The 13,665-nt window shown below is 62.6% G+C and carries 14 protein-coding genes; all 14 read left to right on the top strand.

From position 1 onward, the window contains the following. The first annotated feature begins 51 nt into the window (after nucleotides 1-51). The 14 genes from CCGE531_RS23090 to CCGE531_RS23030 all read left to right on the top strand — a co-directional run bounded on the left by CCGE531_RS23090 (nucleotide 52) and on the right by CCGE531_RS23030 (nucleotide 13,664). Nucleotides 52-1,011, top strand: a complete 960-nt coding sequence (locus CCGE531_RS23090) for an ABC transporter permease (protein ID WP_120668128.1) — start codon at nucleotides 52-54, stop codon at nucleotides 1,009-1,011. 3 nt (nucleotides 1,012-1,014) lie between these two features. Next, nucleotides 1,015-1,890: an ABC transporter permease gene (locus CCGE531_RS23085; RefSeq protein WP_120668126.1), complete on the top strand. Its 876-nt coding sequence runs from the start codon at nucleotides 1,015-1,017 to the stop codon at nucleotides 1,888-1,890. Nucleotides 1,891-1,910: 20 nt separating this feature from the next. After that, entirely contained in the window at nucleotides 1,911-2,825 is a 915-nt protein-coding gene (locus CCGE531_RS23080; protein WP_120668124.1) for a dihydrodipicolinate synthase family protein, read from the top strand. Between the two features lie 2 nt (nucleotides 2,826-2,827). After that, nucleotides 2,828-3,847: an ABC transporter ATP-binding protein gene (locus CCGE531_RS23075; protein WP_120668122.1), complete on the top strand. Its 1,020-nt coding sequence runs from the start codon at nucleotides 2,828-2,830 to the stop codon at nucleotides 3,845-3,847. Next, complete coding sequence (locus CCGE531_RS23070; protein ID WP_120668120.1) at nucleotides 3,848-4,801, top strand: ABC transporter ATP-binding protein; 954 nt, start codon at nucleotides 3,848-3,850, stop codon at nucleotides 4,799-4,801. A gap of 229 nt (nucleotides 4,802-5,030) precedes the next feature. Further along, nucleotides 5,031-5,915 carry an AraC family transcriptional regulator gene (locus CCGE531_RS23065; protein ID WP_120668118.1) on the top strand — a complete coding sequence of 295 codons (885 nt, stop codon included), beginning with the start codon at nucleotides 5,031-5,033 and terminating at the stop codon, nucleotides 5,913-5,915. A gap of 200 nt (nucleotides 5,916-6,115) precedes the next feature. Further along, on the top strand, nucleotides 6,116-7,201 hold the full coding sequence (locus CCGE531_RS23060; protein ID WP_120668116.1) for a sugar ABC transporter substrate-binding protein: 1,086 nt from the start codon (nucleotides 6,116-6,118) through the stop codon (nucleotides 7,199-7,201). A 75-nt stretch (nucleotides 7,202-7,276) separates the two neighbouring features. Further along, complete coding sequence (locus CCGE531_RS23055) at nucleotides 7,277-8,098, top strand: ATP-binding cassette domain-containing protein (RefSeq protein ID WP_120668114.1); 822 nt, start codon at nucleotides 7,277-7,279, stop codon at nucleotides 8,096-8,098. Then, on the top strand, nucleotides 8,095-9,345 hold the full coding sequence (locus tag CCGE531_RS23050; RefSeq protein WP_120668112.1) for a sugar ABC transporter permease: 1,251 nt from the start codon (nucleotides 8,095-8,097) through the stop codon (nucleotides 9,343-9,345). The genes CCGE531_RS23055 and CCGE531_RS23050 overlap by 4 nt, the downstream gene beginning before the upstream one ends. A 25-nt stretch (nucleotides 9,346-9,370) precedes the next feature. After that, a complete protein-coding gene (locus tag CCGE531_RS23045) occupies nucleotides 9,371-10,099 on the top strand; it encodes an SDR family oxidoreductase (RefSeq protein ID WP_120669345.1) in 729 nt (242 codons plus the stop codon). Then, the gene (locus tag CCGE531_RS23040; RefSeq protein WP_120668110.1) at nucleotides 10,099-11,730 is read left to right on the top strand and encodes an FGGY-family carbohydrate kinase; all 1,632 of its coding nucleotides are present in this window, start codon (nucleotides 10,099-10,101) and stop codon (nucleotides 11,728-11,730) included. The genes CCGE531_RS23045 and CCGE531_RS23040 overlap by 1 nt, the downstream gene beginning before the upstream one ends. 171 nt (nucleotides 11,731-11,901) lie before the next feature. After that, the gene (locus CCGE531_RS23035; RefSeq protein WP_120668109.1) at nucleotides 11,902-12,300 is read left to right on the top strand and encodes a cupin domain-containing protein; all 399 of its coding nucleotides are present in this window, start codon (nucleotides 11,902-11,904) and stop codon (nucleotides 12,298-12,300) included. A 206-nt stretch (nucleotides 12,301-12,506) separates the two neighbouring features. Further along, complete coding sequence (locus CCGE531_RS35230) at nucleotides 12,507-12,629, top strand: hypothetical protein (RefSeq protein ID WP_281024459.1); 123 nt, start codon at nucleotides 12,507-12,509, stop codon at nucleotides 12,627-12,629. A 114-nt stretch (nucleotides 12,630-12,743) separates the two neighbouring features. Continuing rightward, a complete protein-coding gene (locus CCGE531_RS23030; RefSeq protein ID WP_120668107.1) occupies nucleotides 12,744-13,664 on the top strand; it encodes an alpha/beta hydrolase in 921 nt (306 codons plus the stop codon). Nucleotide 13,665 lies beyond the last annotated feature (1 nt).

Below are 13,665 nucleotides of genomic sequence, written 5' to 3'. Positions count from 1 at the left end.
TGAGCCGGCCGCGGGCTGTGGCCGGCGCATTCCTCGAAAAGCAGGTTCGATATGCTTCACTATGGTCTCAGGCGTCTTGTGATCGGTATCGGCATGCTCGTTGCCTTGAGCATGCTGGTCTTCGTCCTGCTGCGGCTGACGCCGGGCGATCCGATCGATGCCTATATCGACCCGAGCACGCCCTTGTCTCCCGCCGCCATGGCCGATCTGCGTGAACGGCTCGGGCTGGATCGGCCCTTGCCGCTGCAATATGTCGGCTGGCTGCAGCAGGCGCTGCAGGGCAATCTCGGCTATTCCATCAAGCGGCTGGATCAATCGGTCTTGACACTGGTCCTGTCCCGCATCGGCCCGACGGTGCTGCTGATGGGTTCCGCCCTGATCATGGCGATCGTCGCCGGCATTGCCGCAGGTGTCGTCGGCGCCGTCAGGCGCAATTCGCTGGCCGATGTCTCGCTTTCCATCCTGGCACTGGCCGGCATATCGAGCCCGGCGTTTCTGAGCGCGCTCCTCGGCCTCTACATTTTTGCCGTGCGTCTCGGCTGGCTGCCCTCAGGCGGCATGCTGACGCCCGGCGAGGATTTTTCCGCCGGCGACCTGCTCCGGCATCTTATCCTGCCGGCTTCGCTTCTGGCGATCGCTCAGGCCGCGCTGATCATGCGCTATATGCGGGCGTCGCTGCTGGAGGTCCTCAATCAGGATTATGTGCGCACGGCGCGCGCCAAGGGGGTGTTCGAGTTCTGGGTAATCGTCAAGCACGCCCTGCGCAATGCGCTCCTGCCTGTCGTAACCGTCATCGGCTCGACCATCGGGCTCGCGATCGGCGGTGCGATCTTCGTCGAAAGCGTCTTCAACTGGCCGGGCATGGGTCTGCTGCTGGTCGATGCGGTCACCTCCCGCGACTATCCCGTCATCATGGGAGCGACGCTTGTCATCGGCGCCTGCGTCATCCTCGTCAACCTGCTGACCGATATCGCCTATGCGGTGATCGATCCGCGCATCAAGGTGGGCTAAGAGATGCTGGCGCGAACCGAACGACCAAGCCATGGCCCGCTTGCCCGCGCATTCGACCGTTTCCGGCTGAACGGTGCCGCCCTCTTCGGCATATGCATTGCCGTGCCGCTGCTGCTTCTGATCGCTACTTATCCGCTATGGTGGCGGTTCCAGCCCAACGATATCGACTTGCTGGCCATGAACGCGCCACCCAATGCGACCCATTGGTTCGGGACTGATGGTGTCGGGCGTGACGTCTTTGCCCGAGTGCTCGAAGGCGGCCGGATATCGCTGATGGTTGCGGCAGGTTCCACTGTCATTTCCGCCATTATCGGTATCCTATTCGGCTTCGTGTCGGCCTTTGCCGGTCGCTGGGCGGATGCGCTGAGCATGCGTTTCGTCGATCTGGTCATGACCTTGCCGCCGGTGATCTTCCTTCTTGTGCTCGCCTCGATCACCGGCACCGGCATCCTGCCGACGATAGCAGTCATATCGCTGCTGTCCTGGCCGCTGCTTGCCCGCATGGTGCGCTCGAGGCTGCTCGAACTGCGCGAGCGCGATTTCGTGACGGCGGCGCGTGGCATGGGAGCAGGGCTACCGCACCTCCTTCTGCGCCATGGCATTCCGAACTGCATCGACATTCTGGTGGTCTACGCCACAACGCAGGTGGCGAACGCGATCCTCTTGGAGGCCGGGCTTTCTTTTCTCGGGCTCGGCATCGCGCCGCCGGCGGCGAGCTGGGGCAACATGCTCAATGCTGCACGCTCCACCGCCGTTCTCGAACAATATCCCTGGCAATGGCTGTTTCCGGGCGCCGCGCTGGTTCTGGCCGTCCTTGCCATCAATTTCATCGGCGACGGGCTGAGGGATGCCTTCGATCCGCGCGCCGAACTTCACTGAACCCAAGAAAGAAAGAGACAATGAGCAAATTCAAGGGCGTGGTGCCTCCCGTCGTAACGCCGCTGAACGACGATTTCACCGTGGATTACGCATCCTATACGAGGGTGCTGGAGCATCTGATCGATGGCGGCTGTCACGGTGTCTTCGTGCTGGGCTCCACCAGCGAAGTCGTCTTTCACGACGAAAAGACAAGGCAGGAGATCATCGAACATTCCGCCAAGGTCGTGAACGGTCGAGTGCCGCTGCTGGTCGGCGCCATCGACCCCACAACCGACCGCGTGATCGCCCATTCGAAAATTGCCAAGGCGGCCGGAGCCGATGCCGTTGTCGTTACCGCTCCCTTCTACACGGTGACCAGCCAGTCCGAGATACTGGACCATTTCCGCTATATTCGGGATGCCGTCGATGTGCCGCTCGTCGCCTATGACATCCCGGTCTGCGTTCATGTGAAGCTGCAGCGCCAGACGGTGGTAACGCTTGCCAAGGAAGGGACCATCATCGGGTTGAAGGATTCCAGCGGCGACGACGGCAATTTCCGCTATGCACTGCTCGATCTTGCCGATCACAGGCACATCTTCCTGATGACCGGCTCTGAGATCGTCGTCGACAATGCGCTCCTGATGGGCGCGCATGGCGTGGTTCCCGGCATCGCCAATGTCGATCCGCATGGCTATGTCCGGCTATGGGATGCCGCTCAGCGCGGCGATTGGGTTGCCGCCCGGCGCGAGCAGGAGAGGCTTTGCCGCCTGTTCGAGATCGTTTGGGTCGCGCAGGGCCGCGTCAGCGGCGGCGCGGCCGGCATCGGTGCCTTCAAGACGGCCATGAAAAGCCTCGGCATCATCGATACCGCTGTCATGCCCCGGCCGCGCGCGGCGCTGAATGCCGAGGAAACGGCCAGGATCGATGCGATCCTGAAGAATACGGGGCTGCTCTAGGCATGACGACGCCGGCTGCTCAACCCGTTCTCGATATCAGGGGGCTGAGAACGGTCTTCCGCACTCGCGGCGGCGAGTTGACTGCCGTGTGGGATATCGATCTCACCATCGACGCCGGCGAGACGCTGGCGCTGGTCGGCGAGTCCGGTTCGGGCAAGTCGGTGACGAGCCTTTCGGTGATGCGGCTTCTGACGCGCAATGTCGGGGCCATCGCCGCCGGCAGCATCAGGCTGCGGGACAGGCAAGGTATCGTCAGCGATCTCGCCACCTTGGATGACCGCCATATGCGCGAGATACGCGGCGGTGATATCGGCATGGTGTTTCAGGAGCCGATGTCGAGTCTCAATCCGGTGCTGACCATCGGCGACCAGATTGCCGAGCCGATCCGCATTCATCAAGGGGCAGACCGTGCGGCGGCGATGGGCGCGGCGATCGCGCTGCTGGAGAGCGTCGGCATTCCCGATGCCAAACGCCGCGTCAGGCAATATCCGCACGAATTGTCCGGCGGCATGCGCCAGCGCGCCACCATTGCCATGGCGCTTGCCTGCGATCCGGTGCTGCTGATCGCCGACGAGCCGACGACGGCGCTCGACGTCACGATACAGGCGCAGATCCTCGATCTCCTGCAGCGGTTGCAGCGGGAGCGCGGCATGGCGATCCTGTTCGTCACGCATAATCTCGGCGTCGTTGCGGAGATCGCCGATCGCGTCGCCGTCATGTATGCCGGCCGGATCGTCGAGGAGGGGCCGACGGAGGCTGTATTCCGCAATCCCAGCCATCCCTATACACGCGGCCTTTTAGCCTCCATGCCGCGGCTCGGCGAGGCAACGCGCATGCGGCAGGCCGGCGAGCCGCTCTATGCCATTCCCGGCGTCGTGCCGGGCCTGACGCGAATGCCTGCGGGCTGCGCTTTCGCACCGCGTTGCGCGCATGCGATCCAGGCCTGCAGCGAAGCGGTGCCGTCCCTCGATGCCGTCGACGCAAGCCATGCGAGCCGCTGCATCCGCTGGCGGGAGATTTAGATGGTCGAAGCGCTTGTCTCCGTTCGCGATCTTGCCAAGGACTATGTGTCCCGAGGCGCAAAGCTTGCCATCCTTCGCGATATCTCTTTCGATATCGGAAAAGGCGAAGTCGTTGGGCTTGTGGGAGAGTCCGGTAGCGGCAAGACGACGATCGGCAGGTCGATCCTGCGGCTGATCGAGCCATCGGCGGGCAGCGTGCACTTCGACGGCACGGAAATGACAGGGCTCGGCGCGGCGGAGCTCAGGCGCATGCGGCCGCGCATGCAGTATATTTTCCAAGATCCCTTCGCCAGTCTCTCGCCGCGCATGACCATCGGCGAGATCCTGACGGAGGGGCTGAAGATCCAGCGCATCGGCAGCCGCCTCGATCGGTTGGATCGGGCGCGGGCGGCACTCGAACAGGTGGATTTGCCGGCAGATGCGATCAATCGCTATGCCCATGAATTTTCCGGCGGCCAGCGCCAGCGTATCGGGATTGCGCGCGCACTCGCGCTCGGGCCGGAGTTTCTGGTCGCCGACGAGCCGGTCTCGGCACTGGATGTCTCCATTCAGGCCCAGGTCATCAATCTGCTGCGCGGTCTTCAACAGCGGCTGGCGCTCACCATGCTGTTCATCTCCCATGATCTTGCCGTGGTCGAATACCTCTGTGATCGCGTCATCGTGCTCTATCTCGGGCGGATTATGGAGATCGCCGCGAGCGCCGATCTTTATGCCAGACCCCGCCACCCCTATACGCGTGCCTTGCTGTCAGCCATTCCGTCGCCGGATCCCGATGTCAGGCGCAACAGGCAAATCCTGAAAGGCGATATTCCAAGCCCGGCAAATCCGCCGAGTGGCTGCGTCTTCCGCACGCGCTGTCCCCTAGCGCTCGACGCCTGCGCCGCGGCAGTTCCGCAATTGCGGGAGGTTGCGCCGGGACAGTTCAAGGCATGCATTCGCGACGATCTCGATTGATCCCGCTTCCGGCCAGATAAAGCTGTTTTGGCGATGCAGTGCCCATGCCGCACTGCACATTTGACCAAACAAGCCGCCCTTCATGTCAAAAAAGTATCGGTCGAGCGTACAAGGCGTAGTAGCGGCAAGCAGCTGCACGGGGTAGATCTATGACATAGAAGACGCGATGGCCTCTGGGAGGAGGCGCCGTAACCGTAGTGAACGCGGACGGATGAAAGGAGGCTAGCCGATGAATCCCGATTTGGAAGTGGTTGCGATCGGCAGCGGAGAATCCTTCAAGGCCTGGGAGCACGGCTATCCCTATCGTACGGTTCGCTGGCATTTCCATCCCGAATATGAAATCCACCATGTCGTTGCGACGACGGGACAATATTTCATCGGCGACTTCATCGGCGAGTTTGAACCGGGCAATCTGGTGCTGACGGGGCCGAACCTGCCGCACAACTGGGTGAGCGACGTGCCTGTCGGCGTCACCCTGCCGCTGCGCTGCCGCGTCCTGCAATTTTCCGAATCCTTCTTCGCCGATGCCAGCAAGGTTTTCCCCGAATTATCGGCTTGCACAGGCATCCTGGAAACAAGCCGCCGCGGTGCGCTTTTCACTCCCGAGACTGCTGCCATCGTCGGCCCGATCCTTGGCGAACTTGTCGAGGCATCGGGCATCCGCCGCATCGAGCTCTTCATGAATATTCTCGACGCCATGAGCAGCGCCGAGGGCACGCGCACGCTGGCCAGCGCCGGCTACCAGCCGGATCCCTCCGGTTTCATGTCGGCGGGCGTCAACCAGGCGCTGGCCTTCATCAATGCGCACCTCACTGAGCCGTTCAGCGAATGCGATCTGGCCGAATTGACCGGCCAGAGCCCGAGCGCTTTCTCGCGCAGTTTCCGCCGCCATACCGGCATGGCACTGGTGCAATATGTCAATCGGCTGCGCATCAACTTCGCCTGTCATCTGCTGATGAGCAAGGCAGAGATGACGATCACCGATATCTGCTTTGCGGCAGGCTTCAACAATATATCGAACTTCAATCGGCGTTTTCTGGATCAGAAGGGCATGGCGCCCTCCCGGTTCAGGTCGCTATTGGCGCAGCACGCACGCGCGGTGGAGGCCGCCTAACAAAGGGGAGGACGGGGAGGAAAGATAATCTTCAGGGCAAGCGAACGGGCACCTCTGTCGCCCGAAGGAGAACGCTTGTCCAAAATTGCCGCCGCATTGGTCGCGTGACCGTTGTCGGAGGAACACCGAACAAGAGCATCGCGTGCGGACAGCCGTGATGATCGAGGGAAACCACTACCATTTGGAACGGAGAAATTCCAATGACCCATTTCGCACTGAAAATCGCTGGCGCAGCCGCATTTGCGGTCGGTCTTCTGGCCGGCACATCCGCCTTCGCGCAGTCCGCCAAGGTGACGGACGCGACCGTTGCCTTCCTGATGCCGGACCAGAGCTCCACACGCTATGAAGAGCATGATTTCCCCGGTTTCCAGGCGGAGATGAAGAAGCTCTGCGCCGGCTGCAAGGTCATCTACCAGAATGCCAATGGCGATGCCTCGCGTCAGCAGCAGCAGTTCAACTCGGCGATCTCGCAGGGTGCAAAGGCGATCGTGCTCGATCCGGTCGATTCCACGGCTGCGGCTTCGCTGGTGAAGCTGGCGCAAAGCCAGGGTGTGAAGGTCATCGCCTATGACCGCCCGATTCCGTCAGCTGCCGCCGACTACTATGTCTCCTTCAACAATGAAGAGATCGGCAAGATGATCGCGAAATCGCTGGTCGATCACCTGAAGGCCAAGAACGTGAAGGCAGGCGACGGCGGCCTTCTCGAGATCAACGGCTCGCCGACCGACGCGGCCGCCGGCCTGATCAAGAAGGGCATCCATGCCGGTCTCGCCGAGGGCGGCTATCCGGTGCTGGCGGAATTCGACACGCCCGAATGGGCGCCGCCGAAGGCGCAGCAATGGGCAAGCGGTCAGATCACCCGCTTCGGCAAGAAGATCCTCGGCGTCGTTGCCGCCAATGACGGCACGGGCGGCGCGGCGGTGGCCGCCTTCAAGGCGGCCGGTTTCGATCCGGTCCCGCCTGTCACGGGCAATGACGCGACGATCGCCGGCCTGCAGCTCATCATTTCCGGCGACCAGTACAATACGATCTCCAAGCCGAGCGAGATCGTCGCCGCCGCCGCCGCCAATGTCGCGATCGAATTACTATCAGGACAGGCGCCGAAGGCCGACACGAAGCTCTTCGACACGCCGACCAAGCTCTTCACGCCGGCATTGGTCACGTCCGAAAACCTGAAGGCCGAGATCATCGACAAGACCGTCAACGGCAAGCCGATCCAGACGCCGGATCAGCTCTGCATCGACCGCTATGCCGATGGCTGCAAGAAGCTCGGTATCGGCAGCTGAGCCTTGCCTCATCCAGATCCGGCCGCTTCGGCGGCCGGAAACCCATAGCATTTCAACCCGAGAAGGTAGCTTGTCATGAGTGACGCTTCCGATCAAAGAGCCCCGTCGGGCGAGCTGGTGCTCAGCCTCAAAGGGATCTCCAAACACTTCGGCGCCGTCTCGGCACTGACGGATATCAACCTCGACGTGCATGCCGGCGAAGTCGTGGCGCTTGTCGGCGACAACGGTGCGGGCAAATCGACGCTCGTCAAGGTTCTGGCCGGCGTTCACCAGCCCAGCGCCGGTACGATCACATTCCGCGGCAAGCAGGTGACGCTCAGCGATCCCGCGACCGCGCTTGATCTCGGCATTGCCACGGTCTTTCAGGATCTGGCGCTTTGCGAAAACCTCGATGTCGTCGCGAACATCTTTCTCGGCCGGGAATTGAGCCCCATGAAGCTCGACGAGACCGCGATGGAGGTCCGCGCCTGGACCTTGCTCAATGAGCTCGCAGCACGCATCCCGAGCGTGCGCATCCCGATCGCATCGCTTTCGGGCGGACAGCGGCAGACGGTGGCGATCGCCCGCTCTCTGCTGCTTGAGCCAAAACTCATCATGCTCGACGAGCCGACCGCAGCGCTTGGTGTCGCACAGACCGCCGAGGTGCTGAACCTCATCGAGCGCGTCCGCGACAAGGGCCTCGGCGTCATCATGATCAGCCACAATATGGAGGACGTGCGCGCTGTTGCCGACCGTATCGTCGTGCTGCGCCTCGGCCGCAACAACGGCATCTTCTATCCCGATACGTCAAATCAGGAACTCGTCAGCGCCATCACCGGCGCGACGGAAAACGCCGTGTCGCGGCGCGCCGTGCGACGTCAGGCCCAACAGGAACTAAGAGAAGAGGGCCAGCCATGAGCGAGAATGGCAAGCAATCAACCCTGCTGCTCGATCGCAGCGACGTTCGCGTCAATCATGAAACCGGACTTGCGGCCACCATCCGCTCGTCGATCGACAAGGTGCGCTCCGGCGATCTCGGCTCGCTGCCTGTGGTCGTCGGCCTGGTCATCATCTGGACGGTGTTCGGCACGCTCAACCCAACCTTCCTTTCCAGCAACAACCTCGCCAACCTGCTGTTCGACGCCTCGACCGTCGGCATCATCTCGCTCGGCATCGTCTGCGTGCTGATGGTCGGCGAAATCGACCTTTCGGTGGGTTCGATCAGCGGCTTCGCATCCGCCATGGTCGGCATGCTCTGGGTCAACGAGGGCTGGCCGGTCGCGCTCGCGATCGTGGCGGCGCTCGTCGTCGGCGGTGTCATTGGCGCCATCTATGCCGTGCTGTTCAACCGGCTGGGCATGCCGAGCTTCGTTGCGACATTGGCGGGCCTTCTCGCCGTGCTCGGCATGCAGCTCTATCTGCTTGGCGCGACCGGTTCCATCAATCTGCCCTATGGCTCGGCGATCGTGAATTTCGGCCAGCTATTGGTCATTCCCCGCCCGCTCGCCTATGTCTTCGCGCTCATTCCGGGTGCGGTCATGCTGGTTACCGGCTTAGGCTCTGTGCGGCGGCGCAAGCAGGCAAATCTCTCCGCGCCGTCGATGGGTGGCCTGCTGGCGAAGGCCGCCGTGATTACGGTCGCCTTGGAATTCGTGGCCTTCTATCTCAATCAGGATCGCGGCATTCCCTGGATGTTCGCCCTGTTCGTGGTGCTTGCGATCGTCATGAATTATGCGCTGACGCGCACGCAATGGGGCCGGTCGATGTCCGCCGTCGGCGGCAATCGCGAGGCGGCGCGTCGCGCTGGCATCAACGTACGGCGGATCTATACCAGCGCCTTCGTGCTTTGCGCCATGTTCGCAGCCCTCGGCGGCGTCCTTGCGGCGGCGCGCCTGGCTTCGGCCAGCCAGCAGGCGGGCAGCGGTGACGTCAATCTGAATGCGATCGCTGCGGCCGTCATCGGCGGCACCAGCCTCTTTGGCGGGCGGGGCAGCGCCTATTCCGCCCTTCTCGGCATCATCGTCATCCAGTCGATCGCCAGCGGCCTCACCATGCTCGATCTGTCTTCGGCGCTTCGCTACATGATAACAGGCGCAGTTCTTGCCATTGCCGTCATCGTCGACTCGCTGGCCCGCCGTTCCCGCGCCTCGCATGGGCGCGGCTGATTTCTTCAAGAAGGTAAGGATTGTTATGAGACAGGATTTTGCCGGCAAAGTCGCCGCCATCACCGGGGCTGCCTCCGGAATCGGCCTGGAATGCGCCAGGACGCTATTGAACGAGGGCGCCAGCGTCGCCCTCGTCGACAGGGCCGAAGACAGCCTGAAAAGCCTCTGCGCCGAATTGGGGCCGAATGCCTTTCCCGTCGTCGTCGATCTCCTGAAGCCGGAGAGCGTCGCAACGATGATGCCGCAGATCCTTGGCAAGTTCGGCAAGCTCGACATCTTCCACGCCAATGCCGGCGCCTATATCGGCGGCGAGGTCGCGGAAGGCGATCCCGATGCCTGGGACCGGATGCTCGATCTCAATATCAACGCGGCCTTCCGTTCGGTCCGGATGGTGCTGCCGCACATGATCGAGCGCAAGACCGGCGATATCATCATGACCAGCTCGATCGCCGGCCTGGTGCCCGTGGTCTGGGAGCCGATCTACACGGCCTCGAAGCATGCCGTGCAGGCCTTCACGCATACGGTGCGGCGTCAGGTCGCCAAGCATGGCATCCGCGTCGGCGCCGTGGCGCCGGGGCCGGTGGTGACGGCGCTGATCAGCGACTGGCCGCAGGCAAAGCTCGATGAGGCGATTGCCGCCGGCGGTCTCATGGAGGCGACGGAAGTGGCGGAAGCGGTGCTCTTCATGCTATCGAGACCGCGGAACATCGTAATCCGGGATCTGGTGATCCTGCCCTTGAGTACGGATCTCTGATGACCGCACCTTATTTCATCGGCATCGATGTTGGCACCGGCAGCGCCCGGGCTGGAGTGTTCGATGCAAATGGCCATCTGCTCGCCGCCGCCAAGCGGCCGATCACCATCTGGCACGAGGCCGGCAGCATCGTCGAGCAGTCGAGCGAGCAGATATGGAAGGCCGTCTGCGGCAGCGTCAAAGAGGTCGTCACGGCGGCAAAGATAGCGCCCGGTGACGTTGCGGGCATCGGCTTCGATGCAACGTGTTCGCTGGTCGCAGTCAAGGCGGATGGCCGGCCCGTGGCTGTGGGGCCTTCGGGCGATGCCGAGCGCAACATCGTCGTCTGGATGGATCATCGCGCCGCCGGCGAGGCGGCGGAGATCAATGCCGGAAATCATGCCGTGCTTCGCTATGTCGGCGGCCGCATCTCGCCCGAGATGGAAACGCCGAAGCTGCTCTGGCTGAAGCGAAACCTGCCACAATCCTTCGCCACAACGGACCACTTCTTCGATCTTGCCGATTATCTGACCTGGCGCGCGACGGGTTCGCTACAGCGATCGGTCTGCACGGTAACGTGCAAATGGACCTATCTCGCCCATGAGAAGCGCTGGGACGCGCGATATTTCCAGGATATCGGCCTTGGCGAACTGGCGGATGAAGGCTTTGTGCGGATCGGCACCGAGATCGTCGAGCCGGGGACAGCGCTTGGCGAGGGGCTGAACGAAGCTGCCGCCCGCGATCTTGGCCTCGCCGTCGGCATACCGGTCGGCGCGTCGCTCATCGATGCCCATGCCGGCGGCGTCGGGACGCTGGGCGGGCAGGGGCCGGATGGCAAGGCCGATGTCAGGAACAGGCTCGCCTATATCTTCGGCACGTCGGCCTGCTCGATGGCATCAAGCGAAGGGGCCGTTTTCGTCGATGGCGTCTGGGGGCCTTATTATTCTGCCATGGTGCCCGGTCTCTGGCTGACCGAAGGCGGCCAATCCGCGGCAGGTGCTGCGATCGATCATCTCGTCACCATGCATCCGGCATCCGGCGAGGCGCGTCAGAAGGCCGAGACGGAGGGACTGTCGCTGGTCGCCTGGCTCGACCGGCAGGCCATGCAGGCGAGCAGAAACGCTTCCGACGCCGTGAAGCTTACCCAATCCATCCAGGTCGTTCCCGAATTTCTCGGCAACCGCTCGCCCTATGCTGACCCTGACGCTCGCGCCGTCATCTCCGGCCTTGGGCTGGAAACAGGCGTCGACGATCTCGTCGCTCTTTATGTCGCCGGGCTTTGCGGCATCGGCTATGGCCTCCGGCAGTTGCTCGAAAAGCTGGCGCAGGATGGCATTGCCTGCGATCTCATCATTGCCAGCGGCGGCGCTGCCCAGAGCGGTCTCGTGCGCCAGCTTTTGGCGGATACGACCGGCACGCCGGTCGCGGTTGCCGATACCGAAGAACCGGTTCTTCTCGGTGCCGCCATGCTCGGTGCTACGGCCGGCGGGCGTTGCGGCTCTCTGGTGGAAGCCATGGCCGCCATGTCACGGCTGGCGAAACGGTTCGAGCCGGCGGACGGCGCTGTTAAAGCCTTACATGAGCGACGGTACGAAGCCTTCGAACTGCTGCAATCGGCAGATCGCAGCATCCGTGCTCTGAAGGGGCGATAAACACGGCTGCACGGTCCCCAGGACGCTTGCCGCACCCTCCAACTCGAAGGGATTTATCGTCCTCATTCATAAGTCTATGCATGAATGGCCCTCTACCGCTCCGTGAATCGTGAGCTAAATTAATTCCCATACGATCGCGCCATCGCAGCCGATCTCAGGAAGGACGTCATCATGGACATCAAGAAGAACGGTACGCAACCCTCCGGCAAAGGTCCCTCCGACTGGTTCACCGGTACGGTCAGGATCGATCCGCTATTTGCTGCCAATGACGCCCGCCGGGCGGCGGCCGGCAGCGTCACCTTCGAACCCGGCGCGAGGACGGCGTGGCACACCCATCCGCGCGGCCAGACCTTGATCGTCACGGCTGGCCTGGGTCTCGTTCAGCGCGAAGGCAGCCCGGTCGAGGAGATCCGGCCCGGGGATATCGTCTGGTTCGAACCGGGCGAAAAGCACTGGCACGGCGCTTCGCCGACGACAGCCATGACCCACATCGCCATCCACGAACACCTCGACGGCAAGGTGGTGGATTGGCTAGAGCATGTGACGGACGAGCAATATCAGGCAAGGTGAATGCACGGCCCCGAGGCCTGACAGATATCAAGTCCGAAGCCGATCACTTGCAAGTGTCATCCACTGCCACGGCTTTGCCATAAGTCGACTTCAAGACCAGGTACCGACAAAGGACTGCTGCTTGCCAGCCGCAGTCCTAACGATTGAGTTAACTGCCCGCGAGGCAACTGACCTTGCGATGGTAGCAGCACGTATGGGGAAATATCATGCTTCGGCTTGTGATTGGCGCGGCTCTCGCGCTCGCAGCGCTCACCTGGTCCAACGCGCAATGCATGCAGATGCCGACGGGCTTCTCCTTGCCGTCGAGCAGCGTATTTGTGGCTGAATGAGCCTGTCGCGACCGGCGGATGTCGCCATCGCGGCGGCGGTAGCCGTAGGGAGATAAGCATTCGGTTGCAACCACGCGCTATCCTTGGTCGATACGCACGAATCGAGGATATTCGATGGCTACTGCCGAGCGTCCCATGCCGAGCGAGGCAGGCATCTTGCAGTTCATGGAGATCTGCGATTCCTTCTATCCGCCCGATGCGGTAACGGCTTCGATCGCGCAGCAGCGCCAATGGTATGACGCCTTATGCGCCCGTTTCGATCACCCTTTGCCCGAGGGCATGGAGACGAGGGATGAATTCGTCGCCGGGGCGATCCCGGTTCGGCGCTACAGGCCCGCCAATATCCGCACGGCAACGAACCTGCTCTATCTGCATGGCGGCGGTTTTGTCGTCGGCTCGCTCGAGAGTCACCATGCCATCTGCGCCGAGATTGCGGATCATGCCGGCGCGGAGCTGGTTTCCGTCGACTATCGCCTGGCGCCGGAATATCGCTGGCCGGCGCAGACGGATGATTGCTTCAGCGTTCTTAGACAGCTTCTCGCCGAAAAGAAGTCGGTCGTTCTGATCGGCGACAGCGCTGGCGGCAATCTGGCGGCGGGATTGGTCGTGCGGGCGAAAGCCGAGAGCCTTTCTGGAATTGTCGGCCAGATTCTGATCTATCCCGCGCTTGGCGGCGATCTTACCTCCGGCTCCTATGAGGAAATGGCCGATGCGCCAGGGCTGACGACGGCGGATGTCGCCTATTATCGCAGCGTCCTGCAGGCTCCGCCGGGCGATCCGGTCTCCGAGCCGCTTGCTTTATCGTCCGTGGCCAGGTTTCCGCCAACCTTCATCACAGTGGCGCACTATGATCCGCTGCGCGACGACGGCCGTAACTACGCGGCGCGGCTTGCGCAGGCGGGCGTCGAAGTCTGGTTCCGCGAGGAGCCGCAAATGGTGCATGCCTGGCTCAGGGCACGGCATATGAGCGAAGGCGCGCGGGCCGGCTTTGCCGCCATCTGCGCGGCGGCACGCCGGTTTGCCTGTCAGCGCTGAG

The organism is Rhizobium sp. CCGE531 (assembly GCF_003627795.1).
Classification (GTDB): Bacteria; Pseudomonadota; Alphaproteobacteria; order Rhizobiales; family Rhizobiaceae; genus Rhizobium.
Note: the sequence above shows the minus strand (reverse complement) of the source record. Positions and strands in the feature narration are given on the sequence as shown.

Bases quoted from the DNA above. Each gene is read 5' to 3' on its own strand.
- CCGE531_RS23075 (WP_120668122.1), top strand. From the start codon at position 2,828: ATGACGACGCCGGCTGCTCAACCCGTTCTCGATATCAGGGGGCTGAGA.
- CCGE531_RS23070 (WP_120668120.1), top strand. From the start codon at position 3,848: ATGGTCGAAGCGCTTGTCTCCGTTCGCGATCTTGCCAAGGACTATGTG.
- CCGE531_RS23030 (WP_120668107.1), top strand. From the start codon at position 12,744: ATGGCTACTGCCGAGCGTCCCATGCCGAGCGAGGCAGGCATCTTGCAG.
- CCGE531_RS23080 (WP_120668124.1), top strand. From the start codon at position 1,911: ATGAGCAAATTCAAGGGCGTGGTGCCTCCCGTCGTAACGCCGCTGAAC.
- CCGE531_RS23055 (WP_120668114.1), top strand. From the start codon at position 7,277: ATGAGTGACGCTTCCGATCAAAGAGCCCCGTCGGGCGAGCTGGTGCTC.
- CCGE531_RS23085 (WP_120668126.1), top strand. From the start codon at position 1,015: ATGCTGGCGCGAACCGAACGACCAAGCCATGGCCCGCTTGCCCGCGCA.
- CCGE531_RS23090 (WP_120668128.1), top strand. From the start codon at position 52: ATGCTTCACTATGGTCTCAGGCGTCTTGTGATCGGTATCGGCATGCTC.
- CCGE531_RS35230 (WP_281024459.1), top strand. From the start codon at position 12,507: ATGCTTCGGCTTGTGATTGGCGCGGCTCTCGCGCTCGCAGCGCTCACC.
- CCGE531_RS23045 (WP_120669345.1), top strand. From the start codon at position 9,371: ATGAGACAGGATTTTGCCGGCAAAGTCGCCGCCATCACCGGGGCTGCC.
- CCGE531_RS23060 (WP_120668116.1), top strand. From the start codon at position 6,116: ATGACCCATTTCGCACTGAAAATCGCTGGCGCAGCCGCATTTGCGGTC.
- CCGE531_RS23050 (WP_120668112.1), top strand. From the start codon at position 8,095: ATGAGCGAGAATGGCAAGCAATCAACCCTGCTGCTCGATCGCAGCGAC.
- CCGE531_RS23035 (WP_120668109.1), top strand. From the start codon at position 11,902: ATGGACATCAAGAAGAACGGTACGCAACCCTCCGGCAAAGGTCCCTCC.
- CCGE531_RS23065 (WP_120668118.1), top strand. From the start codon at position 5,031: ATGAATCCCGATTTGGAAGTGGTTGCGATCGGCAGCGGAGAATCCTTC.
- CCGE531_RS23040 (WP_120668110.1), top strand. From the start codon at position 10,099: ATGACCGCACCTTATTTCATCGGCATCGATGTTGGCACCGGCAGCGCC.